This is a genomic window from Ectobacillus ponti (genome assembly GCF_024294785.1).
GTDB lineage: Bacteria > Bacillota > Bacilli > Bacillales > Bacillaceae_G > Ectobacillus > Ectobacillus ponti.
The window spans coordinates 15,128-39,158 of sequence record NZ_JANCLT010000020.1; the positions used below are offsets into that span (position 1 = coordinate 15,128).

General features: G+C 50.1%; 25 protein-coding genes and 2 tRNA genes. All 27 read right to left on the reverse strand.

What is annotated here, in order from left to right; translation table 11 throughout:
- Window positions 1-38: 38 nt before the first annotated feature.
- Window positions 39-161 (reverse strand): hypothetical protein, encoded by a 123-nt coding sequence (locus NK662_RS23670; RefSeq protein ID WP_279665570.1) that lies wholly within the window; start codon window positions 159-161, stop codon window positions 39-41.
- A 102-nt stretch (window positions 162-263) separates the two neighbouring features.
- Window positions 264-2,741, reverse strand: a complete 2,478-nt coding sequence (gene spoIIE / locus NK662_RS21835) for a stage II sporulation protein E (protein ID WP_438503653.1) — start codon at window positions 2,739-2,741, stop codon at window positions 264-266.
- A 290-nt stretch (window positions 2,742-3,031) separates the two neighbouring features.
- Window positions 3,032-3,103 (reverse strand) — tRNA-Glu (locus NK662_RS21840).
- Between the two features lie 7 nt (window positions 3,104-3,110).
- Window positions 3,111-3,184: transfer RNA gene (locus NK662_RS21845), tRNA-Met, on the reverse strand.
- Window positions 3,185-3,318: 134 nt separating this feature from the next.
- The gene (locus tag NK662_RS21850; RefSeq protein ID WP_254761097.1) at window positions 3,319-3,780 is read right to left on the reverse strand and encodes a S1 domain-containing RNA-binding protein; all 462 of its coding nucleotides are present in this window, start codon (window positions 3,778-3,780) and stop codon (window positions 3,319-3,321) included.
- A 125-nt stretch (window positions 3,781-3,905) separates the two neighbouring features.
- Window positions 3,906-4,265 (reverse strand): FtsB family cell division protein, encoded by a 360-nt coding sequence (locus NK662_RS21855; protein WP_254761098.1) that lies wholly within the window; start codon window positions 4,263-4,265, stop codon window positions 3,906-3,908.
- Entirely contained in the window at window positions 4,262-4,915 is a 654-nt protein-coding gene (gene yabQ / locus NK662_RS21860) for a spore cortex biosynthesis protein YabQ (protein ID WP_254761099.1), read from the reverse strand. The genes NK662_RS21855 and yabQ overlap by 4 nt, the downstream gene beginning before the upstream one ends.
- Window positions 4,912-5,220 carry a sporulation protein YabP gene (yabP, locus tag NK662_RS21865; RefSeq protein WP_254761100.1) on the reverse strand — a complete coding sequence of 103 codons (309 nt, stop codon included), beginning with the start codon at window positions 5,218-5,220 and terminating at the stop codon, window positions 4,912-4,914. The genes yabQ and yabP overlap by 4 nt, the downstream gene beginning before the upstream one ends.
- Before the next feature lie 53 nt (window positions 5,221-5,273).
- Window positions 5,274-5,558: an RNA-binding S4 domain-containing protein gene (locus tag NK662_RS21870; protein ID WP_254761101.1), complete on the reverse strand. Its 285-nt coding sequence runs from the start codon at window positions 5,556-5,558 to the stop codon at window positions 5,274-5,276.
- Window position 5,559: 1 nt separating this feature from the next.
- Window positions 5,560-7,020 carry a bifunctional methyltransferase/pyrophosphohydrolase YabN gene (gene yabN / locus NK662_RS21875; protein WP_254761102.1) on the reverse strand — a complete coding sequence of 487 codons (1,461 nt, stop codon included), beginning with the start codon at window positions 7,018-7,020 and terminating at the stop codon, window positions 5,560-5,562.
- A gap of 2 nt (window positions 7,021-7,022) precedes the next feature.
- Window positions 7,023-8,621, reverse strand: coding sequence for a putative polysaccharide biosynthesis protein (locus NK662_RS21880; RefSeq protein ID WP_254761103.1), 1,599 nt, complete (start codon window positions 8,619-8,621; stop codon window positions 7,023-7,025).
- Window positions 8,622-8,755: 134 nt separating this feature from the next.
- The gene (gene spoVT / locus NK662_RS21885) at window positions 8,756-9,292 is read right to left on the reverse strand and encodes a stage V sporulation protein T (RefSeq protein WP_254761104.1); all 537 of its coding nucleotides are present in this window, start codon (window positions 9,290-9,292) and stop codon (window positions 8,756-8,758) included.
- Between the two features lie 140 nt (window positions 9,293-9,432).
- Window positions 9,433-12,963: a transcription-repair coupling factor gene (gene mfd, locus NK662_RS21890; protein ID WP_254761105.1), complete on the reverse strand. Its 3,531-nt coding sequence runs from the start codon at window positions 12,961-12,963 to the stop codon at window positions 9,433-9,435.
- An 88-nt stretch (window positions 12,964-13,051) separates the two neighbouring features.
- The gene (locus NK662_RS21895; RefSeq protein ID WP_254761106.1) at window positions 13,052-13,273 is read right to left on the reverse strand and encodes an anti-sigma-F factor Fin; all 222 of its coding nucleotides are present in this window, start codon (window positions 13,271-13,273) and stop codon (window positions 13,052-13,054) included.
- Window positions 13,274-13,340: 67 nt separating this feature from the next.
- Window positions 13,341-13,904, reverse strand: coding sequence for an aminoacyl-tRNA hydrolase (pth, locus tag NK662_RS21900; RefSeq protein WP_254761107.1), 564 nt, complete (start codon window positions 13,902-13,904; stop codon window positions 13,341-13,343).
- A gap of 77 nt (window positions 13,905-13,981) precedes the next feature.
- Complete coding sequence (locus NK662_RS21905) at window positions 13,982-14,935, reverse strand: ribose-phosphate diphosphokinase (RefSeq protein WP_254761108.1); 954 nt, start codon at window positions 14,933-14,935, stop codon at window positions 13,982-13,984.
- An 18-nt stretch (window positions 14,936-14,953) separates the two neighbouring features.
- On the reverse strand, window positions 14,954-16,333 hold the full coding sequence (glmU, locus tag NK662_RS21910; protein WP_254761109.1) for a bifunctional UDP-N-acetylglucosamine diphosphorylase/glucosamine-1-phosphate N-acetyltransferase GlmU: 1,380 nt from the start codon (window positions 16,331-16,333) through the stop codon (window positions 14,954-14,956).
- Between the two features lie 377 nt (window positions 16,334-16,710).
- Entirely contained in the window at window positions 16,711-17,004 is a 294-nt protein-coding gene (gene spoVG, locus NK662_RS21915) for a septation regulator SpoVG (RefSeq protein ID WP_254761110.1), read from the reverse strand.
- A 127-nt stretch (window positions 17,005-17,131) separates the two neighbouring features.
- Window positions 17,132-17,515 (reverse strand): RidA family protein, encoded by a 384-nt coding sequence (locus NK662_RS21920; protein ID WP_254761111.1) that lies wholly within the window; start codon window positions 17,513-17,515, stop codon window positions 17,132-17,134.
- A 68-nt stretch (window positions 17,516-17,583) separates the two neighbouring features.
- Window positions 17,584-18,441, reverse strand: a complete 858-nt coding sequence (gene purR / locus NK662_RS21925; protein WP_254761112.1) for a pur operon repressor — start codon at window positions 18,439-18,441, stop codon at window positions 17,584-17,586.
- A gap of 55 nt (window positions 18,442-18,496) precedes the next feature.
- The gene (ispE, locus tag NK662_RS21930; RefSeq protein ID WP_254761113.1) at window positions 18,497-19,366 is read right to left on the reverse strand and encodes a 4-(cytidine 5'-diphospho)-2-C-methyl-D-erythritol kinase; all 870 of its coding nucleotides are present in this window, start codon (window positions 19,364-19,366) and stop codon (window positions 18,497-18,499) included.
- Window positions 19,367-19,543: 177 nt separating this feature from the next.
- Window positions 19,544-19,726: a small, acid-soluble spore protein, alpha/beta type gene (locus NK662_RS21935; RefSeq protein WP_254761114.1), complete on the reverse strand. Its 183-nt coding sequence runs from the start codon at window positions 19,724-19,726 to the stop codon at window positions 19,544-19,546.
- A gap of 91 nt (window positions 19,727-19,817) precedes the next feature.
- The gene (veg, locus tag NK662_RS21940) at window positions 19,818-20,087 is read right to left on the reverse strand and encodes a biofilm formation stimulator Veg (RefSeq protein WP_254761115.1); all 270 of its coding nucleotides are present in this window, start codon (window positions 20,085-20,087) and stop codon (window positions 19,818-19,820) included.
- Between the two features lie 173 nt (window positions 20,088-20,260).
- Entirely contained in the window at window positions 20,261-21,136 is an 876-nt protein-coding gene (gene yabG, locus NK662_RS21945; protein ID WP_254761116.1) for a sporulation peptidase YabG, read from the reverse strand.
- A gap of 102 nt (window positions 21,137-21,238) precedes the next feature.
- On the reverse strand, window positions 21,239-22,126 hold the full coding sequence (gene rsmA / locus NK662_RS21950; protein ID WP_254761117.1) for a 16S rRNA (adenine(1518)-N(6)/adenine(1519)-N(6))-dimethyltransferase RsmA: 888 nt from the start codon (window positions 22,124-22,126) through the stop codon (window positions 21,239-21,241).
- Window positions 22,123-22,680 carry a ribonuclease M5 gene (rnmV, locus tag NK662_RS21955; RefSeq protein ID WP_254761118.1) on the reverse strand — a complete coding sequence of 186 codons (558 nt, stop codon included), beginning with the start codon at window positions 22,678-22,680 and terminating at the stop codon, window positions 22,123-22,125. Before rnmV ends, rsmA begins: the two co-directional genes overlap by 4 nt.
- A 168-nt stretch (window positions 22,681-22,848) precedes the next feature.
- A complete protein-coding gene (locus NK662_RS21960) occupies window positions 22,849-23,925 on the reverse strand; it encodes a G5 and 3D domain-containing protein (RefSeq protein ID WP_254761119.1) in 1,077 nt (358 codons plus the stop codon).
- Window positions 23,926-24,031: the final 106 nt, after the last annotated feature.

Consider the following 24,031-nt stretch of genomic DNA (forward strand, 5'->3'; position numbering starts at 1 on the left):
TCCTATCATCTTTTCCTATGCTTCGGCAAAGGAAACCATCAGAACCGAAGCAGGTTCTTCCAAATATACAGGCTGTACAAGCCCAGCAGCCCCATCAACAGAAATATGGTCTCCAGCCTCCCCCATCTCCGTTGTCTGCGCCGCTTTCTTCTGCTGTCCAACACACATCCTCCTGTTCCATAACGAAAAGCCCAAGGCTGCATGCCTTGGACTTTTGTTCTATATTCCTTCTTCAGCCTTGCCAAATTGCACAACTTGCATACTTATTGCGCCTGCTTGCTCATAATGGGAATAGTGCTCCACTTCGGCATATTTTTTTTCACCTGGGCGACCACTACCGTCATATCATCCTCAATGAAGCCGCCGCGCGAACGAATGACCTCCTCCATCAGGATATCTGCAATCTCCTGCGGATCCTCTGTCTTCAGCTCCTTAATTTTCCGCTTCATCCACATCTCATGATTCTCGACATGCTTCGGCCCCTCAAAAATGCCGTCGCTCATCATGATGAGGATATCATCCTGCCGCAGCTGCTCGCTGATGACATCCACATCCACATCGTCAAGGATGCCAATCGGCAGATTGCTTCCCTCTATTTTGATCACACGGTCCCCCCGCTTGACGAAGCTCGGTGTGGACCCGATTTTCAGGAACTTGGCGCTGGCGTCGCGCAGATCGATCATTGCCAGGTCCAGTGTGGTGAACATCTCCTCTGTCGTACGGAGAGACAGGATGGAGTTAATGGACTTGATGGCAATTTTCTCATCAATGCCGGATTGCAGAATCTTTTGCAGCAGCTTCAGGGTTTCCTTGCTTTCCAGATGGGCCCGTTCGCCATTTCCCATGCCGTCGCTGATGGCGAGCGCATACTTGCCCATGCTCAGCTCCATCGTAGAGTAGGAGTCGCCGGATACAAGCCCGCCCCCTTTGGCTGCCGTAGCAATCCCTGTATCAATCGCAAATGACTTGGCTGAGCCGAAGCAAATTGTCGTATAGCCGTTCGGATATTGCGAATCCTCATAGCCTTTTACAATAATGGTTTCATTCAGGATATCCGAAATCATGGGGGCGATAATTTTCTCGCACTCCCCTCTCTGATTGGATGCTGCCGGAATGGTCATTTCTATATCAACATTGCCTTGGTCCAGGCAATAAATATCCACATGGTTCACTTCTATGCCAAAGCTGTGAAAGGCCTCCATAATCTGTTCTTCCTGCGCCTGATGGTTTTCCTTTTCACGCTGAATTTCCTTTGCAAAGTCCTCCATTACTTTGGAAACGCCCATGAGCTGCTCCGCAACGAGCCTGCGGCTGTCCCGCATCTGCCTCTTCAGCTCTTGGTTATGATAGAAATGGGCCAGCTCCTGCTCAACCAGCTCTGTCACCCGGGATCCGCGCACACAATACTTGTTCCATTCCTTTTGGAACTTTGTATTGCGGGACAAAGTGCCCTCCTCCGTTTCCTTCATAATATCCCGCATATAATCATAGGTCCGGTCGAAATTGTTCACCCAGCACTGCTCACGCTTAAAGCAGGTCTGGCACGTTTTCTCCGTAATGCCGCTCAAGAACAGGTCTGCTTCCTTCTCTGCATCCTGTTCTTCCACATAGCCATATACAGCAAAGCTGCTCGAAAGCGCCTGAAACACATTGGCAAACTGTGAAATCTTATGGGATGTCACGTCACGGATCCGGCGCAGATACTGCTGCTGGTCCGCTGTATGCTCCTGTGTGCCCGGAACAAACCTGGCCAGCCGGTCAATCAGGCCTCTCGGTGTCAGCAGGAACATAATAATAGCTACAGCGGATTCCAGCAGCGTGACCGCGATATCCGCCTTCTTATCTACATACAGCGTAATTAAGCTTGTCCCGATCAGGAGACCCAGGCCGACGCCAATCCGCTTCCCTTCCTTCAGCAGGCCGCCAAGCAAGCCGGAGAACGCCAGCAGGCTCAGCTGATACAGGCTGGCCACGTTCGCCAGACTCAGAATCAATCCTGTTACCACGCCCACTGTAGAGCCTATGGAAGCGCCCGCCACAAAGGCGGCCACCAGAACCAAGTATCTGGTGAATACGTGCTGGATGGACATATCCCGCACAAACCAGTCTGTTGTGCCTGTCAGGATGGATGCGAGCAGAATAATCAGGCATACAATCTCTTCTGTTTCCAGGGATTGCTGTTTTCCTTTTCTTTCACTGAGAAGCGGAACACTTTGAAGGAAGATCATGGTCAATACAAAGCTGAGGCCGGCTTCCACTGTGCTCATGAATACATCGTACAGCACAACCGAGCCTTGCTGCATATATACAACTGCCAAATGGGCTGTCAAGGCTGACACAAATACTTGGAATGGCACAAGGCCGACAATTTTCTTGGTGAACCTGGCAAAGAAGATATTATAGACGAAGAAGGTAAAAATAGAGGCAAAGGTAAACACCATGTTCCCGAACGATACAGTGAAAGCACCGCCGATCAAGGCGAGAAAGGCCAATGCCATCTTGTCCCGTTTCATCACGTACACAGCCGCAAAGAACGGAAGCGCAAACGGCAAAATGTTTGTTAGAATATATGCACGTCCCAAAAGAAATCCGATTAACACAATTACAAATCCCCAACGGAAGAATACATGCTCCGCAGCTGTCCGCAGCTTGCTTGTCCAACGGGAAACTGTCCATGGTCCACGGCCCATTGTGAGGATCTCAGAGCCTGCACCGACATTGTTTCGTCCTGGTCTTGGCATATTCTCAACACCACCCGCATATTTTATTAATTGTAATTATACGGGCAACAATAGGGAAAGATTGTCAAAAGAACAGACGTAGTTCACAGAATTGTTCGACTTTTTATCCGAAACTCTTCCACATCTATACAGAAAACCATCTGATTTCAATGATTCCATGTGAAATTTTCCAAATAATAACACTGTTTTTGTAGAAGACTTCTATGTATATCTTTTTTCTTTTTTGGCCAAGCTGTTGTATTCCAACAAAAAAGAGACAGTGCATCTTGCGCTGTCTCTCTCTTCTATGATGACCCGTACGGGATTCGAACCCGTGTTACCGCCGTGAAAGGGCGGTGTCTTAACCGCTTGACCAACGGGCCAAGTATATAGCGGCGGAGGGGATCGAACCCCCGACCTTACGGGTATGAACCGTACGCTCTAGCCAGCTGAGCTACACCGCCATTATCCAAAGGACAATTACTATAATAAATCCTGCATTCCTTTTTGTCAACACCATTTCATAAATTCCCTCTTGCAAACAAAAAGACACTCAATATGGGATTGAGTGCCTCTATCCACAAGGGTCAGCAGCAAGTTATCCGCGTCGAGCGCCACGGCCTCCGCGCTTTGATTCTGTATTACGCTTCAGAGAAGTCAGCCGATCTTCACTATCCTTCAGGAAGCGGGACATCTTCTGTTCAAATGTTTCTTTCACCGGGCCGCGGTCATTGCGGTCGCGGTTGTTCGGGCGATTGTTCGGACGGTTGCCGCGTTGCGGACGTCCCTGCCCGTAACGCTGTTGCTCGCCTTCGCCGCCTTCGCGCTCTTTTGCCTTCTTAATAGATAAACCGATCTTGCCATCCTTCTCAACATTGAGAACCTTTACTTCTACCTGGTCGCCGACTTTCAGATGGTCATTAATGTCTTTTACATAGTTATCAGCAACTTCACTGATATGAACAAGACCTGTTTTTCCCTCTGGCAGCTCCACAAAAGCTCCAAAATTCGTAATACCTGTTACTTTTCCTTGTAACTTGCTGCCTACCTCAATTGACATAAAAAAAATGCTCCTCCTTAATTCTTAAAAAGTCCAGTTTTATCTTATTATATATGATTGTAAAATATAGTGTCAATGAACGGCAATTGGACGATTCCGCCCAATTGCCAATTCACCTTCCCTGCTTATTGTCCCTTTAACGGGAAAATTGTTTCATTCTTATTGGAGAAAAAGTAATCTCTTCTGGCAATTTCAGCGATGTATTCATCATCGTTCAGCTTATTTACTTCGTCCTTCAGCTGCTTCTCCTCTGTATCCAGCTGGTCCGCCTGCTGCTTCAGCTTGGCAATGGAGCCCTGCTTTTCTGCAATTGTTGCTTTCTGCTTATAGAATGTTACATTCAGGCTAACCACAACCGTGAGGGCAAAGGCCAAAAACACTGCTAATCTCCGGAGGAGGCGCTTCCGGCTCCCATCTCTCTGCATCGTATGCTGAGGAGCGGCACTTTGCGCTTCTCTCTTCTCGATCTTGCTTAACTCCCTCATTCACGAGGTCCCCCTAACCGTGTTCGAATCGCATTCCACCATTTTAGGATGATTCCTTTCACTTTCGTGATTTGTTTCAAAAATCCTGCATAGCGGGCGATAAAAATTTTAGCACGTTGGGGAACAAGTTTCCATAGAAGATGTCCCAGGAAGCCGAGTGGAATGAAAAGAAGCTTCCAAAGCATCCAAAGCAGCTTGAACAAAACCTTATAGATACCGAGAAAAATAATTTTTAGCATGTGTAGAAGAAATAAGAACAATGCCAGCAAGGCCTGTGCCAAATAAATAATTGGCTTAATCAGCAAGTTTCGAATCAGCATGGCAAAAAACTGATAGGTTCTGACGCAGAATTGGATGATTGCCTCCAAACAAGCTGTATACAGCTTTTTCAGCAAGCTCTGGTAGGCGGCAAACCCGCACAGCAAGGCAATGAATACATAGAAACGCAGCTCTGCCTCATTTACCCGCAGCAGCACGTAGAAGACGATGAGAGCCTGGACAGTCCAGAAAAAAATGTCATGCAGAAACACAATCCACCGTTTCCTGCGCGGGCGCTGGAGGAACCGATGGTACGTATCAAGGGCGGCGCCAACCCATGCCCCCATGCCAATCATGGAGAGCATGGTGTAGAACTGGATCGTCAGGTTCATTTGAACAGCTTGCTAAAGAAGCCTTTAGCTTTGTCAGAATGCTGATCATCCAGATACAAGAGCTCGTGCACCTTCCCCTTGATTGATACAATTCCTCTCTCCACATCCAGGTTCTTCATCTGCAGGTTTTGCCCGCGTATCGTCAGAAAGCCCATCACGGTTTCCAGCAGAAACTCCTCACTGTCGAAGCTCTCGACCTGCTTGACACCTGTAATATCCACCAGCCGTCTCCCACGCATGATAATATCATGCTCAGCAGACACATTTACATTATTGGAAGAACCGGTCTGATAGCCGTTGTTCATTGTTATCCCCCCATAGCCTGTACTGTTACCAATGTATGAGGGGGCACATGTATTTAGAACAAGCCTTCTTCGATCGGGTCGCCGGCCAGCTTCTCTTCGCTGATAATTGTGTACATGTTGGCGGCTTCTTCTTTTTTGGCATTTTCCTTCAATTCATTCACCTGTACCGTTACGAGCTTTTGGCCAAAGCGCACCGCCAGCGTATCGCCGGCTTTCACCGTGGAGCTGGACTTTGCCGGCTTGCCGTTAATGGAGATACGGCCCTGGTCTGCCACTTCCTTTGCCAATGTTCTTCGTTTGATCAAGCGTGATACCTTCAAAAATTTGTCCAGACGCATCTTAGTATCCTCCTCGTTTTGCTTCTTCCCACCAGGCATCCAGTTGCTCCAGCGTATAATCCGTCATGCTGCGGCCCTGCTCGGCAGCATTGGCTTCTATATATAAGAAACGGTTCATAAACTTGCGATTTGTTGTATGTATGGCTTCTTCCGGATTAATCTTATAGTAGCGGGCCACATTGACGAAAGCAAAAAGAAGGTCGCCGAGCTCCGCTGTCATGTTGTCCATGTCCATGCGCTGCACCTCGGCTTGGAACTCCTGCAGCTCCTCATGAATCTTCTGCAGCATCGGCTGCACATCATCCCAATCAAAGCCGACCTTCGCCGCCTTCTTCTGCAGCTCATATGCCTGCAGCAGCTGCGGCAGGCTCTTTGGAATCCCGGCCAGGGCGGATTCCTTCCGCTCTGCTTTCTCTGTCTTTTTAATTGCATCCCAATTTGCCACAACCTGGTCCGCTGTTTCCGCCTCCGCACTTCCGAATACGTGCGGGTGGCGCCGGACCATTTTCTCCGCAAGCACCCGGATGACATCGTCAATGGAGAACCAGCCCTCATCCTCGCCGATTTGGGCATGCAGCATGACCTGCAGCAATACATCGCCCAATTCCTCGACGATATGCTCATCATCCTGCTCATCAATGGCATCGAGCAGCTCATATGCCTCTTCAATCAAATATTTCTTCAGCGACTCATGCGTCTGCTCCTTATCCCACGGGCAGCCGTTCGGGCCGCGCAGCTCGGCGATAATATCCCGGAGCTTGGCGAAATCACCATACAGCAGCTCTTCGTCTTTTACCGGCGGTACATAGACGCTTGTCAGATTGTTCAGCTCAGTTTCGTGGTCCAGCAGGTACAACGGCACCTTCTTGATGCTTTCCATGCTGGAGCCGGCCGCTGTCACAATGTACACCTCGTACTCATCAGGCAGCATGTCTGTCAGTGTCAGCTTCACCTCGGAGGCAATGAAGGCATCATATACTTGGCAGAAAATCAGGTGGTGGCGCAGCTGCAGCTCCTGCCTTGTAAAAGAAGTTGCATCCACAAGCTGAAAGCCCTCAATCGGATCCATGCCAAGGCTTGCGAACATCGGGTCCAGGAAGCTCTGGCCGCCTTCCACTCTTACTTCAATGCCACGCTCTTTGCCGCGCTGAAGCAGCAGCTGCACCGCCCGCTCAGCCACAAGGGGATGCCCCGGCACTGCATAGGTCACATCAGCCTCTGCCGCCTGCCGCAGCAGGGTTTCTGCAATTTCCTCATACACTGCCTCAAAGGTATCGTGCTTCTCATATACTTCATCAAAGGAAGTGTACTGCAGGCCTTCCTTCTCCAGCTCGGCCACAACAGGGTGCTCCTTTGTCCGCAGGTACAGGTGCGGGGCAGCAATGATCTTCCGATAGACACCCAGGGTCAGCTGCTCCAGGTCCCCGGCGCCCAGGCCAAGGATGGTAATGCGATTTGCCATTCTTATCTCTCCTTCCGAATCCTTTGCAGCAGGCGCGGCAGCTTACCGCCATGCCAGACTGCTCCGAGCTCCTCCTCTGTGAAAATCGGGAGCCGTAAAATGAAATATACATAGACAATCCCGCCGAGCCCTACAGCAGTCAGGGCTTCCGCCACAGCTGCCGCCCGGTGCCCTGCAGGGAGAACATGTCCAAACAATGTGGTGTATATGATGAGTACAGCAGCCATACCCAAGCAAGCTGCCAGTATCCACAGGGTGTTGGCAGCTGCAAATACATGGCGGCGCAGCAGCCGCACCAAGAACTGAATATTCAGGACGGCTGTACACAGCAGTCCCAATACGGTGGCATAGGCTGCACCTCTAACGCCAAACAGCGGAATGAGCCAGAGATTGCCCGCCCATTTCACGGCGGCGCCCAGGATGACAAAGAGGGCCGGCCGCATGGTGCTCCCCAGCCCCTGCAGCAGGGCAGCGGCTGTGATGGAGAAAGCCCCGAACAGAATGGCCGCTGCAAGAACCGCCAGCACATCAGAGCCGCGCGCATCTTCAAACAGCATGATGTTTGTCGGCTCTATAATACAGGCCAGCCCGGTGGCTGCCCCTCCGCCAAGCACAAGTGTGATTTTCATGGAAGCGGCAACCTTGCCGCGGATCAGCTCCCAATCTCCGCGATGCTTCCCGCCGGCAATGACCGGGATCAGGGAGAGGGAGAAGGAAGTGGCCACCACGGTGCCCAGCTGGATCAAGGGGGTTCCTCTGTCATATACCCCTTTTATAACCTTCGCGTATTGTGCCGGCTCTCCTGCCTCCAGCAGCGTTTTATACAGGGAGACGGAATCCACGAACTGCACAAAGATGAGAACAAGGTTGCTGACACAGACGGCAAGTCCTTGTAAAAATAAAGTTTGAATGACTTGCCGCCGCTTGTACTTCATGGCCGCAGGAGTCTTGTCAGCCTGCTTCAAGCCTCTTCTATACAGAAGAAGGACTGCGGCCGCGGCCAGCCCTCCGGCTGCGGACCCTGCCATGGCCCCGGCGCCCACTGTATAGAGATCTGCTGAGCGGGCAAGCAGATACAGGGATGCCAGGATGATGACCGATACCCGGACGGCCTGCTCGGTGACCTGGGAAGCTGCTGTGGGAATCATATCGTGCAGCCCCTGGAAGGCCCCCCTTCCCACGGAAAGGAAGGGCAGCAGCAGGAAGGGCACCGCGGCGACCCGCAGGACGCCCGTCAGCTTCCCGTCCCCCATGGCTGCCGCCAGAGCGGGGGCGGCGAAAAATAAAGCGGTGAACATGCCTGTGCCGAACACAAGCAGCGACAGGAAAGACAGCCGTGCAACCTCTCTGATGCCCTGCTCATTACCTCTCGCGGCCTCCTCTGCCACCAGAGATGAAATAACAGCGGGGAAGCCGTATGTAGCCAATACGAGACAGATTCCATATACAGGATATACCTGCTGATAGATATAAAAACCAACATCCCCGACAATATTTTGAAACGGGATCCGATAAAAGGCGCTTAAAATTTTAGTAGCCAGCCCGGCCATGGTCAGGATCACGGCCCCGCGCCAGGCTGCATGATAGTTCTTTACTTCCATGTCATGCTCCTTCTTGCTTGTACTGCCCGTAATTATATCATACCGCCTGCCGGCACAGCACAAAAACGTCCATGGCCCTACACATAGAAAAAAGGTGCCCATAAGGTGCGCTGCACCCTATGAACACCTCCTTGTTACTGCTCCATCTGCTTCGCCAGGAAGCTTGCAGCTGTTTCAACAGCCTTGTGCTCCACATCGCCCACAATCTTCTCCTTCGAGAAAATCACCACTGCGCCAATCGGATCTCCGTTTGCAATGATTGGCCCAATCGTGTAGGACGCAATCCGTTCCTTCATGTTATCTATAATGGCCATTTCGCTTTCATCTGTCATGATGACAGAGCTGCGGTCCTCCATTGCTTTCTCCACCAGCTCGCCAACATTCTTATTCAAGTATTCCTTCTTGGATACACCCGAAACCGCGATAATGGAGTCACGGTCGCAAATCAGTACATTATGTCCTAAGCTATCGTATAAAGCATCTGCATATTCTTTTGCAAAATCACCCAGTTCACTGATTGGAGAGTACTTCTTCAGAATAACCTCTCCATCACGATCCACAAAAATCTCTAATGGGTCTCCCTCGCGAATGCGAAGAGTCCGGCGAATTTCTTTCGGAATAACCACTCTGCCTAAATCATCAATTCGACGTACGATTCCAGTTGCTTTCATTCTTATGGTGCCTCACTTTCTACTGATGATTAAAGCGGCGACTTTTCTCTATCTTCTCCTTATCATGTAAAAATCGCCAACTGTTAAGCATAGTATTGTTCACATCCATTGTTCTATGCACATCGAATCGCAATTTATCTTCAGGCATTCACCGCTTGCTTCTTCGCATCCGGCAGTCCCTTCAAGAGGTTTTCCATCATGGTGAGCCACTTGGATGGCTCAATTCCTTTTACTTCCATTACAATTTTCAGCCTGGAGCCTTCCATGCCAAGACGCATCATGCGCCCGAAGCTGTTGGTCAGCATAAAGAGCTTGCCGCCGTCGATATTCTGGCTCGCCTTCTCTGAGAACAGAATGGTGACCTCCTGCTTCAGCTGCTTGATGCTCTCCACCTTCTCGCCAAAGGCAAGCACCTTAATATTCGCAATCTGCAGCAGATACCCAACCTCCTGCGGGTAATCGCCAAAGCGGTCGGTCATTTCCTCCTGCAGCCCCTCCACATCCTCAAGTGCGGAGATGCCGCGGAAATGCTTATACATCGTGATTTTCTGCTTGCTGTCAGAGATATACTCATCCGGGATATAGGCATCCACTTCCAGGTCAATCTCCACCTCAGCCTGCCGATCCTCCGGCAGCGTGCCCTTCCGCTGCTCGATGGCCTCCTTCAGCATCTGGGAGTACAAATCAAATCCGACAGAGTCGATAAAGCCGTGCTGCTCGGCCCCCAGCAGGTTGCCGGCGCCGCGGATGGACAAATCGCGCATGGCGATTTTAAAGCCGGAGCCAAGCTCAGTAAATTCTTTGATGGCCTGCAGGCGCTTCTCCGCCACCTCAGACAGCACTTTGTCCTTCTTGTAGGTGAAGTAGGCATAGGCGACCCTGTTGGAGCGCCCGACACGCCCGCGCAGCTGATACAGCTGGGACAAGCCCATGCGGTCTGCGTCATGCACAATCAGGGTATTCACGTTTGGAATATCGACACCTGTTTCAATAATGGTGGTGCTGACCAATACATCATACTGCCCTTCCAGGAATGCCAGCATGACAGATTCCAGCTCACTCTCGTTCATTTTTCCGTGTGCGAAGGTCACACGCGCATCCGGCACCAGCATGGAAATTTCCTCAGCCTTGCGCTCGATATCCTCCACCCGGTTGTACAGGAAATACACCTGGCCGCCGCGGGCCAGCTCGCGCTCCACAGCTTCCCGGATCAAGGAGCCATTATACTCCACCACATATGTCTGCACCGGGAAACGGTTCTCCGGCGGTGTTTCAATGACAGACAAATCACGCACCCCGAGCATGGACATATGCAGCGTGCGCGGAATCGGTGTCGCTGTCAGCGTGAGAACATCTATGTTCGTTTTCATTTGCTTAATTTTCTCTTTATGGGTTACACCAAAGCGCTGCTCTTCGTCGATAATAAGCAGGCCCAAGTCCTTGAAAATAATATCCTTCGACAGCAGGCGATGCGTGCCGATGACGACATCAATGGAGCCGTCCTTCAGTCCCTTCATCGTTTCTGTCTGCTGCTTGCGGGAACGGAAACGGCTCAACAGGCCGATGTTAATCGGATAATCCTGAAAGCGCTCACGGATGGTTTCATAATGCTGCTGTGCCAGGATGGTGGTTGGCACAAGAATAGCCACCTGCTTCTGATCCATAATGGCCTTGAAGGCCGCACGAATTGCCACCTCCGTCTTGCCATAGCCCACGTCGCCGCACAGAAGACGGTCCATCGGGCGGGAGCGCTCCATATCCTTCTTGATCTCCACAATCGAGCGCAGCTGGTCCTCTGTTTCCTGATAGGGGAAGGAGCCCTCAAAATCCTGCTGCTCGCTTGCATCCGGAGAAAATGCGTAGCCCTTGGCAGCTTCGCGCTCGGCATACAGCTTGATGAGGTCATCCGCAATATTTTGGACGGATTTCTCCACCTTGCTCTTGACGCGCTTCCAGTCATTTCCGCCCAGCTTATAAATCTTTGGCTCTTTTCCTTCAGAGCCCACATATTTCTGCACCTGGTCAATTTGGTCAATCGGCACATACAGCTTATCGTTGCCCTGATATTTCAGGTGGAGATAATCCTTATGCACTCCATTGATGACCAGTGTCTCAATGCCCAAGAATTTTCCGATTCCGTGGTTGACGTGGACAACATAATCGCCGACCTTCAGTTCAGAGTAGCTCTTGATTCGTTCCGCATTCGAAATCTTCTGGCGGCGCTGCGGCTTCTTGACCTTCTTATTGAACATTTCCTTCTCCGTGATGACCGCCAGCTTCTGCATTGGCATTTCAAAGCCGGCATGCAGATCGCCTTCGACAATTTGAATCCGGCCCGGCATCAGCATATCCGTCCCGCTGACAATGTCGGCTTCAATGTCATAGTCGCTCAGAATGTGGGACAGCTTCTTCGTCCGCTCCTCATTGGCGCCAAGGATGACAACGGTGAACCGGCTCTTCTGCCAGCGCTCCAGCTCAGATTTAAATAGACTCATCTGTCCGTGGAAGTCCTGCATGGTTTTACAGGAAACATTCACGATATTCTGCGGATGCGTGTGCGGAATATGGCGCAGGAACAGGGTGAAATACAAGAAGCTGCGCTTCTTCTGCTGCACCAGTCTGGCAAAATCATGCGAGAAGCTGAGCCCCTGCACGATAGAGCCGTCGCCAAGCAACGCTGTATACCATTCCGCTTCCTCTCTCTCCAGATGCTCAGCTGTTTCCTGCACCCGGGAGATTTCATCCAATACAACCACACCGTGCTCGGGCAAATAGTCTATCAGACTAGCAGGGTACTCATAGAATAAGGACAAGTACTTAAATACCTGCTCAATCATCCCGCCGTTTCTCAGCCGCTCCAGCTCTTGGCTGATATTTTCCATCAGCTGCTGCTTCAGTCCCTCATCCTTCACCTTCTTCAAGGTTTGGGACAATGCTTCCTCCAGATTGCGGATGCCGGTCTGCCGCTCTTCCTGGGTAAAGATAAACTCAGCTGCCGGGCCGAAGGAAACTGACTCCACCTTTTCCTGCGAGCGCTGGTCCTCAATGCTGAACCGGCGGATGGAATCAATCTCTGTATCGAAGAATTCGATCCGGAGCGGAAATGCCTCTGTCAGCGGGTAGATGTCCAAAATACCGCCGCGAATGCTAAAATCCCCTGGCGCCTCCACCATGGATTTCCGTTCATATCCCATCCGCACAAGCCGATGCGCCAGATCCTCCAGGTCTACATCGTCCCCCATGCGCAGCTCCAGCTGCTGCTTCGCCCACAGCTCCTTCGAAGGCAGGAACCGGCGCAATCCGGCAACCGGCGTGACAATGATGCCGGATTGATGATGGGTCAGATGATTCAGCACCTCAATCCGCTGTGCCTTCAGTTCCGGGCTGGCAATGCCGATTTCCGAAGCAATCAGTTCATTGACCGGATACAGCCATACATCCTTCTCTCCCACAAGGGAAACCAGATCCTCATATACCTTTTGCGCCTGAAACAGATTATGCGTCACAATCAGCTGGGGCCGTTTCAGCCTTTGATGGACAGCTGCTGTCAACAGAGATCTCGCCGAGGCGGACATGCCGGACGCAAGCTGCTCCTTCAGTCCATCCCGCAGCCCGTTTAAAACAGAACTGATTTCCTTATTTTCATAAAAGTATTCTAGTAATCCATTCATTGGTAAACTCCTCTCAACTAAAAGAGCAAGCGGCTAGCAGTATGCTTAGCAATATGCAAACAGAAAAATGCTTTGGGCTGAGCCAAAGCTACTGAAGAAAGTTTTCGTATTCATGATATTGGGGATTCTGCTGCAAAGCTTCTTCACAAGACTCACAAATGGCTTGTACGTGCAAATCCCCATCCTCATTAAAATGGGTCATCTGGATCATTTCTTCCTGGGTCAGATGCGCTAAAATAGACTGGTGCGTTTCCTGTTCGACAGAACCGATCTTGCACCCGCAATGGCGGCAGTAGTAATGCGTATTCATAGTGTCCTCCTGAATCCTTCGCAATTACTACTAGTATGGGTGGAACAGGAGGCTTTTATTCTTATGCTTATTGTCCGTTAAAGCTGTTCATCACCTGCAGGAACGGCTGCTTGAGCCACATCTCGCAGGCATCCGCGCTCTTTCGGATGGCCTGCTGCACATCCGGCTCCTCCTCCGGGGTGAACTTGCCCAAGACATAGGCATGTACAGGCATTCCATTCTTCGGACGGTCAATGCCGATGCGGATGCGGTTGAATTCTTGCGTTCCAAGATGGGCAATTGTTGATTTGATCCCATTATGGCCGCCCGCACTTCCCTTTGTCCGCAGGCGAAGCCTTCCAGCCGGCAGGTCCAGGTCATCGTACATCACTGTAAAATCCTCGATATCCACCTTATAATATTCCATCAGCGGGCGAATGCTCTCGCCGGACAGATTCATATAGGTAAGCGGCTTCAATAAAATAACCTTCTCCCCATTTACGACACCGGCACCAAATATTCCTTTAAATTTCTGCTGATTCAAAGGAATATTCCAACGCTTGGACAATTCATCAATGACTAAGAAACCAATATTATGTCTGGTATATTCATACTCTCTTCCCGGGTTTCCAAGACCCACGATCAGCTTCATCCTGCTGCACCCCTCACTCTAATACAGTATGCGAAAAGACGTAACCTTGCTGCGGTTACGTCTTTCGGCTGCCAAAATCAATCAAACAGTGTGCTTACAGATACTTCTTCGTATACACGGATAATTGCTTCTCCCATGAGGGCAGCAACAGACAATTCTCTAATCTTGCTGATTTTCTTTTCCTCCGGCAAGGTAATGGAGTTTGTGACAACCAGCTCTTTAATATTGGAGTTCTGGATGCGCTCAATGGCCGGCCCGGACAGAACCGGATGTGTACAGCACGCATACACTTCAGCTGCCCCATTTTCAATCAGGGCATTTGCTGCCAGCGTAATAGTTCCAGCAGTATCAATGATATCGTCGATCAGGATGGCTGTCTTGCCTTCGATGTTACCGACAATGTTCATTACCTCAGCCACGTTCGGACGCGGACGGCGCTTATCAATGATCGCAATCGGTGCCTTCAGGCGGTCTGCCATCTTTCTTGCGCGTGTTACGCCGCCGTGGTCCGGAGACACGATTACGATATCCTTCAATTCCTTCTGCTTGAAGTAGTCCGCCAAGATTGGCACTCCCATCAGATGGTCGATTGGAATATCGAAGAAGCCTTGAATTTGCGGAGCGTGGAGGTCCAGTGTGATTACACGGGTTGCGCCGGCAGTTTCAAGCAGGTTCGCAAACAGCTTTGCTGTGATTGGCTCACGCGCACGCGCTTTGCGGTCCTGGCGCGCATAGCCATAGTAAGGAATGACGATATTCACGGTCTTGGCGGAAGCACGCTTCAATGCGTCAATCATAATCAGCAGCTCCATGATATGCTCATTTACCGGATAGCTTGTAGATTGAATCACATATACTTCACATCCGCGGATGCTCTCTTCAATATTGATTTGGATTTCACCATCGCTAAAGCGCGTAACAGAACATTTTCCCAGTTCTACACCAATATGCTTGGCAATTTCTTCTGCCAAAGGCGTATTGGAATTTAACGAAAAGAGCTTCAGATTAGAATTTTGATATTGATATGGCATCTAGATAAGTCCTCCACATTATGAATTTTTCTTGTTCATCATATTCTCGACGTAGTTCTCTTTTGTCGTCTGTCTGGCGCGGGCAATAGACAAAGCATTTGCCGGCACGTCCTCAGTGATCGTAGACCCGGCCGCCACATAAGCGCCTTCGCCTACCTTGACCGGTGCAACCAAGTTGGAGTTACAGCCGATGAAGGCACCGTCTTCTACAATTGTTTTGAACTTATTCTTGCCATCATAGTTCACCGTAATGGAGCCGCAGCCCAAATTCACCTTTGCCCCGATTTCCGCATCGCCGACATAGCTGAGATGGGAGGCCTTGCTGCCATTGCCGAATACAGATTTCTTAATTTCCACGAAGTTGCCGACACGGACTTCATTGCCCAGCACAGAATCCGGGCGGATATGGGCGAATGGGCCAACAGCCGCATCGTCGCCAATTGTGCTGTCATGTACAGTGGACTGGCGGATGACTGTCTTGCTGCCAATTTCACTATCCTTTATCACCGTATGAGGGCCGATCACACAGTCAGATCCGATTGTGACTGCCCCCTCCAGCATGGTGCCTGGATAAATGACAGTATCGCTTCCAATCACAGCATCAGCAGAAATGTATGTGTTTTCCGGATCAACGATTGTTACTCCGTTCACCATATGCTTACGGTTAATCCGTTTTTTCATGATTGCTTCCGCTTGTGACAGGGCTACCCTGTCATTTACACCCAAAGTCTCTTCGAACTGGGCTGTCTGATAGCCGGAAACGATATGGCCTTCCTTCTTCAAAATTTCAATCACATCCGGAAGGTAGTATTCTCCCTGCACATTATCATTTGAAACCTTCTGCAGAGAAGCAAACAGCGCCTTGTTATCAAAGCAGTAGGTGCCTGTATTAATTTCCCGGATCTGACGCTCCTGCTCGCTTGCATCTTTATGTTCGACAATTTTCGCAACGTGTCCCTCACTATCGCGAACAATGCGTCCATAGCCTGTCGGATCTTCAATGCGTCCAGTTAATACAGTCGCTTTTGCTCCTGTTGCTTCGTGGTGCTCCAGCAGGGCTGCCATTGTTTCCGTTGTAATCAGCGGTGTATCCCCGCAAATGACCAGCGTTGTGCCTTCCTGCTGCGCCAGCAGGTCTGCTGCCTGCGCGACGGCATGGGCTGTTCCAAGCTGCTCTGCCTGCAGTGCGAACTCACTTTGCTCTCCCAATTGCTGCTTAACCAAATCAGCACCGTGGCCGACAATTGTGACAATCTGTTCCAGTCCGAGCCGGGACACCTGGTCCACCACATGCTGTACCATCGGTTTTCCGCATACAGGATGAAGTACCTTATACAGCTTAGACTTCATTCTGGTTCCTTGCCCTGCTGCCAAGATTACAGCAAATCGTTTCGACATATGAACCCTCCATCGTAACCTATTTATCCATTAAGAATATTATCGCAAATCGTAGCTTGATTCAAGGAAATGACATACACTTAAATTTTACCATAGTCTTCCCCTTGATTTATATGGATTCTGCTAACTTTTCTTTACTAAGTATAGACTTTCTCTCTTCCTGCTTATATGTATGGGAGCATTTGCCGCACAGTCTGTCTCTTCATGTCATTATATCTTGTCTGAATGGATGGAAAGCGGCATTTTTCTCCTTTAAGGAATAGGGGATGCACTTCTTTATTATGCGCCTGGATACGCCCCCTCATTACAAAGCAAAAAAGAAGAGCTTCTCCCAAGAACGCTGCAGGCTCTTGAGGAAGCTCTTCTCGTACGTATTTTTAGGAAGCGCCGGCTTCCTCAAATTCTACTTCTTCGATTTCACCTAAACGGTGATATTCTGCCAAAACAGCATCCTGAATTTTCCCGCGTGTGCCGGAATTGATTGGATGCGCGATGTCACGGAACTCCCCGTCTGGTGTGCGCTTGCTTGGCATGGCAACAAACAAGCCGTTATTGCCGTCGATCACCCGGATATCATGAACAACAAACTCATGATCCAATGTGATGGAGGCAATCGCTCTCATGCGGCCTTCTGTGTTAACGCGGCGTAATCTTACGTCAGTCACTTCCATCTGTGTTCACCACCTTTTTCCTATTCAGCGATATACTGTTATAAATTCGCTGGGAATCCGCTTTCTCCTTCATTTTCAAAAACTTTTTCTGTTAAAAATTTCTTGAGAAAGCACAGGGAACATACTGTTACAGACTGTCTGCCACAAGAGCCACAACCTCAATTTCGACTGCTGCATCCTTTGGCAGCTTGGCTGCCTGCACACAGGAGCGCGCCGGTTTATGAGTGTTGAAATACTGGCCGTACACTGCGTTGAACGCATCAAAATCATTCATATCCTTCAGGAACACCGTTGTTTTCACGACAGTTTCCAGAGACGCACCCGCAGCCTCCAGAACAGCCTGCAGATTGCGGAATACTTGGTGGGTCTGCTCCTGGACATCTCCTGTCACCAGCTGTCCTTCTGCTGTCAGCGGGATTTGTCCGGAGCTGTAGAACATACCATTGACGATAATGCCTTGGGAGTATGGGCCGATTGCCTGTGGTGCTTGATTCGTATGTACAACTTTCATGTTCTTTCTTCCCTTCTTGTTGTGATATAAAAAAAGACAAAGCATGCATGCTTTATCTTTTCCTTTTCTTAGAATGAATTCTCTTCTACAATTGCTTCTTCCTGCAAAATCGGGAGAGAATAGTTGCCCGTCTCGACTTGAATCCGCTTCTCTTTCACATCTACACCGGACAATCGGACCAAGGATACATAATCCTCTACAAGACGCTCTTCAATATTCTCATCCTCAACCAACACGCCAATTCCCGCTACATGGGCGCGGAATTCCTCAGCCATGTTGATCATGCCCTGCACTGTTCCGCCGGCCTTCATAAAGTCATCAATAATCAGGATATTGGAGCCTTCCCGCAGACTTCGCTTGGCCAATGTCATCGTCTGGATCCGTTTGGTGGACCCGGATACATAGTTAATGCTGACCGTAGGCCCCTCTGTCACCCGGCTGTCCTTGCGCGCAATCACAACAGGAACGTCGAGGTAATTCGCGACAGCATAAGCAAGCGGAATGCCTTTCGTGGCAACGGTCATCACCACATCGATCTCTTTCTGGGCGAAGATCGCGGCGAATAAACGTCCTGCGCCATTGATGTAATGCGGGTTACTCAGTAAGTCTGTCATATACAGATAGCCGCCCGGCAAAAGACGGTCAGGGCTTTCAAGCATATGACATATTTCTCCGATGACTTCATCCGCTTCGGGCTTGCTCATAAACGGAATGTACTTCACTCCTCCTGCTGCTCCTGGTACGGTCTGCAACGTGCCGACGCCCTGCTGTTCAAACGTTTGCTTGATAATGACCAAGTCCTCACTGATGGAGGACTTGGCTGACTGATACCGTTCAGCGAAGAAAGTGAGAGAAACGAGCCGACGAGGATTTTGCAATAGGTAGTAAGTCATATCAACCAGTCTGGTGCTCCGTCTTATCTTCACACTCTCACCCCTAAATCACGAATATTCTAACTGAATCATATCTTATCATACGGCTTTATTCAAGCCTTTCTCGTTCCCCCAGCAGACGGACTGCATATACCTGTTCACAGAATCCCTTCAGGCCATTGTAAATTCGCTGCATTCTGGAATCATAATGAACCAGCCCGAATACAGTCGGCCCGCTCCCGCTCATCAGCACGGCGTCCGCGCCAAACCGCTTCATCTGCTCTTTAATATGCTCGACCTCCGGGTGCATCCGGAAGGTCACACTTTCCAGCACATTTCCGACATGGTCACAAATTCCCTTGTAATCCTTGTTGGAGATGCAATCCACCATCTGGTCCACGTCCGGATGCTCCACACGGTCCAAACGAAGATTCCGATATACATCTGCCGTAGATACACCAATCTTCGGCTTTGCCAGGATGACCCAGCAAGGAGGTGGAGCCGGAATGTGCTCAATCTTCTCGCCGCGCCCTGTCGCAATGGCTGTGCCTCCATAGACACAGAAGGAAACGTCCGATCCAATTTCAGCCCCAATTTCCGCAAGCTCCTCGATTCGCAATCCCAGCTTCCACAGCTTGTTCAACCCGCGCAAGGTAGCTGCCGCATCACTGCTGCCTCCTGCCAGGCCCGCCGCGACCGGGATGGTTTTCTCGATGGCAATGGAAACACCCTTTCGGATGCCAAACCGCTCCTTTAACAGTTTTGCTGCTTGATAAGCCAGGTTCCGCTGGTCATCAGGAACATACCGGTTATGGGAAATGATCTCGATGCGGTCCTCTTCCAGCTCTGTCAGCTCCAGATGGTCGGCCAAGTCAATGGTTGTCATGATCATGCGCACCTCATGATAGCCGTCCTTCCGTTTCCCCAACACGTCCAGGGATAAGTTAATTTTTGCCGGTGCTTTTACTAGCAGCTTCAATCTCTTCACCTACTCTATGTACTCAATCTATTACCGTCTATTGTACCATAAAATGACTCTGGCGCGATGTTGGCACAGATACAATCATTATACGGGAAATGATGTAAAAAAGGAAAAAGGGGCAGACCGCGGAAGACAAGAAATGTCCCCCTGGTCAGCCCCCGCTGCAGCCGAAAGTTAGTATTGTTTTTGCTGTGCCAATCGCTGTTCCGCAATTTCAATGGCACGCTTCACCATGTTTCCCGCATCTTTCGCTCGAATACCGCCCCATCCTTCACGCTCTACAACATCATAGAAGCCAAGTTCTTTCGCCAGTTCTTCTTTAAATTGCTGTGACATGATGCCTCTTCTTCTGCTCAATGCCAGGAACCTCCTTTTTAGCTGCAGCATCCTTAGTATGTAGTACGGAAAACTCATTTATATCAGGGAATATGTAGCAATCTCTTACAGGTTATTGTCCGCCCCAGGCGATATCCCCGTTTTGCTCATCAAAGAAGGTCAGCTCTACTGTTTCTGTCAAAATATCTGCGTAGCTGTATGAGACACGCTGAAATGTGCTTTCCTGCTGGTCAAGCTGTACAACGAACACGGATGGATATGTCTCCGCCAGAAAGCCGGAGCGCTCTATTGTTTTCCTCCTGCCGCTGTTTGCTTTCAGCATCAGGCGTTTTCCAAGCTGATTATCCAATTCACTCTTAATTTCAGTTAAACGCTTTGCCATTGTTTGCCGCACCTCGCTGTCCTAGTTTCAAAATCGACAAGCTTTGCCCATATTAGACCCAAACCTACATCATTAGTCTGTACGGTTTTCCGTATTTTTATCCGATTTTGTCTCATTCATACAAAAAGGCTGACCCGTGAAGTGCATGTTGCCCTTTACGAGTCAGCTCCTTGTCAGTCTTCATAGTATTGAAATGGCAGCCCGGTACGTAAAATTCCTTTCGTTTCAATGCCGCCAAGCCCCCGTTCTCCTGTAATGGTATTGCGGACAACATCCCACACATTCACCCGCTCCATAAAGGACGTGAAGCTGATTTTCGCGACTACATACACCGGATCCAATGCATGGATATTAATGCGTGACGGCGAGCTGGCAAAATTGGCTCCGGCCCGAATCAGGGCTTCGAAATGGGATTGGCAGGCTCCCGCAAAAATTACAAGCTGATCCAAGGACGGGTACAGCTTGCGTGCTTCCCGCACAGCCTGGATGAAGTGGCGCGAGTTGCGATAGGCCTTCAGGTCATCCACTTTCCCTTTTGTGCGGGTATAGGAATCATGTCCGGTAATAACAAGAATATCCGGACGATACAGGCTGAGCAGCTCCGCCACCTTTTCCGGCATCTCTGTTTCCTTGCAATGCACCCCTTGCACAGGCACCCCGATGCGTTCATACAGGTCCAGACATTTCTTTAAGTACAGGGGATCTCCATCCAGATGCAGCACCTTGCCGGGCATTTGGAAATAGTTCACATCTGTCGCATATCCACCAGAGGTATAGTAATCAGTCCGCTGCCGGATCAGATGATAGTCCTGCTGAAACAGCCGGTATGTCTTTTCTAATTTATCCCGTTCCTGCTTGGTCCGACTTGTATATTCACGCTGGTCTACGACAACCAGGTCACTCACAGGAGCATCGGCAACAAGGCGGAATTCTTCACCGGATAAGATGGCAATCCGCCCGTTGCCTTCTTCTTTCATTTCTGTCACACGAAACAGAAGGTCGCGTTTATAGGACTTCCTTTCCACTAAAGCTCCAACTTTTACTTCCATCATCCTACCTCCAAGCTCATATGTGAACAGGGCTTTGCTTTTTATCTGTATTTAACGTATGAGGGAGGGACGGAAAGAGTGACAAACAGAAAAAAGAACGGCTCACACGGAGCCATTCTTTTTATGGGTATATAGCGCATCACTGAGCTTGCCGAATTCAGCAATGCTGAGGGTTTCGCCCCGGCGCTTCGGATCAATGCCGGTCTCCTGGAGAATCCCCTCCAGCTGCTCCTTCGGCAGAGAGAGGCTGCCCAGGTTATTGCTCAAATTATTGATGAGTGTTTTGCGGCGCTGCGCAAAGCTCGAACGCACCACTTCAAAGAAGAAGGCCTCATCCTGTACCTGCACGAGCGGCTGCGGACGCTTCAAGAGCCGGATGACAGCGGAATCCACATTTGGCTGCGGCACAAACACCGTACGCGGCACTGTCATGACCGTCTCTGCCTCCGTATAGTACTGGATGGCAATGGATAAAGACCCATACTCCTTCGTTCCTGGCGCAGCCGCCAGCCGGTCAGCCACTTCCTTCTGCATCATGGCCACGATTCCGCGGATCGGGAGCTTGTCTTCCAGCAACTTAAACAGAATCGGGGTCGTCACATAATAAGGCAGATTCGCAACCACCATAATGTCCTGCCCTTCCCGGAACTCCTGCCGGATGGCCTCGTGTACATCCGCTTTTAAAATATCACTGTGAATGACACTCACATTCTCATACGGCTCCAGCGTATCTGCCAGAATCGGCAGCAGCCGCTGGTCAATTTCAAATGCCACTACCTTCTGTGCCCGCTTCGCCAATTGCTCCGTCAGCGCCCCGATGCCCGGCCCGATCTCAATTGCGCCTGTATCAGGCCCCAGCTCTGCAAAATCGACAATGCGATTCAAGACATTCGTATCAATCAAGAAGTTCTGTCCAAGGCTCTTCTTGAAAGAAAAGCCATGCCGTTCCAATATATCCTTCGTCCGATTTGGTGTTGCAATATCCTTCATTTCTGTTCCTCCTGCAATACTTGCATCAATGCTGCTTCAAAAGCCTGCTTGGGAATTTGAAACATTTGCAGCCGCTTGTGCAGTTGCTTTCCGTTTGTTCTGCCGATTTTCAGCAGCTTGCCAAGGGCGTCCCGGCGCTGCTGAGCCTTGCTTCCGCCTAATAATCCCGCTTCCAATAGATCTGCCATGGACACTTCGCCTTCATAGTCTTCCATCTCCTGCTTCACTTCCTGCAGGGCGCGGCGGATGGATTCATCTGAGGCATGCTCAATGCCGACACCCTTATCCCGCTTCGCGAGCGCCTCTTCCTTGGACAGGAAGGCATGCTTACAGCCGGGCACACGCTGGGAGACAATATGGCGGATGCGCTCCCCCGGATAATCCGGGTCTGTAAAAATAATGACGCCGCGCTTTTCCTGCGCGAGCCGGATACGTTCAATCGTTTCATTATTTACAGCAGAGCCATTTGTCTCAATTGTATCTGCTTGAACAGCCCGCTTAATGGCGACTGTATCAGCTTTTCCCTCTACTACGATAATTTCTTTAATTCTCATGTGTTCCTCCACGCGAAAATCCATCTCTCCTACTGTATCAAAAAGACAGTGTGCATTTCTATATATTATTTACAGCTCTTTTGGAATTTAGAAAAGAACGGTGCCAAATAAAAAAACGATTCTCCGAAAAGAAGCAGATGCTCCTTTCCAAAGAACCGCAGGGCCTTCTTATCCTAAAATTCGAATTTTAACCCGCTTCCGCCCCCAGGCAGATGCTTGTGCTTCTGTAGGCATCAGCACATCAATCCGATACCCTTTGATCGCTCCACCTGTATCACCGGCAACGGCATATCCATATCCCTCTACCCATACCTTCGTACCGAGCGGGATCAAGCGCGGGTCTACAGCAATCAGCTTCATATTCGGGTTTGCCTTGTAATTATATCCGCCTGCGCTTGTGCCTTCGCAGCCGCCGCAATACGGGCTGTAGGAAGTGGCCTCCACATAAAACTCTTTGACCACATTGCCCTCGCCGCGGGAGGATAAGTCAGGCGCAGCGCTTGCCACTGCTCTTGTGCCGACAGCCACAATGCGCTCCTTGCTCTCCTTCAGCTTCACCTCTTGCTGCAGTGTGCGGGACACCTCAGCACCGTTCTCCTTCACCACTTCAAACGTTCTCTGCAGCTTTCCGGCTTCCCCTTGCTGCAGCACCTGCTGTGTGCCGGCATCCATGTTCGGATCCTGCTTCTTCACCTCGGCAAACGGAACATCAACCTCCACCACATCGGTGACCTTTTCCACTTTTACCACAGCAACAGCAGTATCCTTCTTCACAATCGTCTCTAATGAAGGCTGCACCTTATCCAGCTCATTCAAGGCGACCTGCTGTTTCTTTAAAAGGTCAGCGACAGTAATCGAAGTTGACCAAACCTGCTGCTGTTGTCCGCCGACAGTTAAGCTGACCATAAAGGCATGCTCTACTGTGATGTTCTCTCCGCCCTTCAGCGCAGAGCCTCTGCCTGGCTTGACAACGTCATGTTCTCCCAACTGGATATTACGCTCTTTCAATAATTCATCTACTGTTTTGGCGGTAGAAAGGAGCTCTTGCTTCTCCCCATCTACTGTGATGGCAAAACGATCTGCCTTGTCGATCATAATCTTCATATGATCCTTCACCTTGGCGTCTAATCCCGGTGATACCTTATCCTTGGAAACCAGCTTAATATTCTGCTTTTCCAGCAATTCCTTCACCGTATCGGCATGCGTATGGACAACCTGCTGCTTCCCCTCTACTTCAATTGTCACTTCGTCTTGCGTTCCTGCGTAAGCGGCTGTTCCTACTGAGCTTGAAATCACCAATGCGCTTGACAGTTGTAATGCTAGTTTTTTACTCGTCCCTAACCTCGATAAT

Bases quoted from the DNA above. Each gene is read 5' to 3' on its own strand.
- spoIIE (WP_438503653.1), bottom strand. From the start codon at position 2,741: ATGCCAAGACCAGGACGAAACAATGTCGGTGCAGGCTCTGAGATCCTC.
- NK662_RS21850 (WP_254761097.1), bottom strand. From the start codon at position 3,780: ATGTCAATTGAGGTAGGCAGCAAGTTACAAGGAAAAGTAACAGGTATT.
- NK662_RS21855 (WP_254761098.1), bottom strand. From the start codon at position 4,265: ATGAGGGAGTTAAGCAAGATCGAGAAGAGAGAAGCGCAAAGTGCCGCT.
- yabQ (WP_254761099.1), bottom strand. From the start codon at position 4,915: ATGAACCTGACGATCCAGTTCTACACCATGCTCTCCATGATTGGCATG.
- yabP (WP_254761100.1), bottom strand. From the start codon at position 5,220: ATGAACAACGGCTATCAGACCGGTTCTTCCAATAATGTAAATGTGTCT.
- NK662_RS21870 (WP_254761101.1), bottom strand. From the start codon at position 5,558: ATGCGTCTGGACAAATTTTTGAAGGTATCACGCTTGATCAAACGAAGA.
- yabN (WP_254761102.1), bottom strand. From the start codon at position 7,020: ATGGCAAATCGCATTACCATCCTTGGCCTGGGCGCCGGGGACCTGGAG.
- NK662_RS21880 (WP_254761103.1), bottom strand. From the start codon at position 8,621: ATGGAAGTAAAGAACTATCATGCAGCCTGGCGCGGGGCCGTGATCCTG.
- spoVT (WP_254761104.1), bottom strand. From the start codon at position 9,292: ATGAAAGCAACTGGAATCGTACGTCGAATTGATGATTTAGGCAGAGTG.
- mfd (WP_254761105.1), bottom strand. From the start codon at position 12,963: ATGAATGGATTACTAGAATACTTTTATGAAAATAAGGAAATCAGTTCT.
- NK662_RS21895 (WP_254761106.1), bottom strand. From the start codon at position 13,273: ATGAATACGCATTACTACTGCCGCCATTGCGGGTGCAAGATCGGTTCT.
- pth (WP_254761107.1), bottom strand. From the start codon at position 13,904: ATGAAGCTGATCGTGGGTCTTGGAAACCCGGGAAGAGAGTATGAATAT.
- NK662_RS21905 (WP_254761108.1), bottom strand. From the start codon at position 14,935: ATGCCATATCAATATCAAAATTCTAATCTGAAGCTCTTTTCGTTAAAT.
- glmU (WP_254761109.1), bottom strand. From the start codon at position 16,333: ATGTCGAAACGATTTGCTGTAATCTTGGCAGCAGGGCAAGGAACCAGA.
- spoVG (WP_254761110.1), bottom strand. From the start codon at position 17,004: ATGGAAGTGACTGACGTAAGATTACGCCGCGTTAACACAGAAGGCCGC.
- NK662_RS21920 (WP_254761111.1), bottom strand. From the start codon at position 17,515: ATGAAAGTTGTACATACGAATCAAGCACCACAGGCAATCGGCCCATAC.
- veg (WP_254761115.1), bottom strand. From the start codon at position 20,087: ATGGCAAAGCGTTTAACTGAAATTAAGAGTGAATTGGATAATCAGCTT.
- yabG (WP_254761116.1), bottom strand. From the start codon at position 21,136: ATGGAAGTAAAAGTTGGAGCTTTAGTGGAAAGGAAGTCCTATAAACGC.
- rsmA (WP_254761117.1), bottom strand. From the start codon at position 22,126: ATGAAGGATATTGCAACACCAAATCGGACGAAGGATATATTGGAACGG.
- rnmV (WP_254761118.1), bottom strand. From the start codon at position 22,680: ATGAGAATTAAAGAAATTATCGTAGTAGAGGGAAAAGCTGATACAGTC.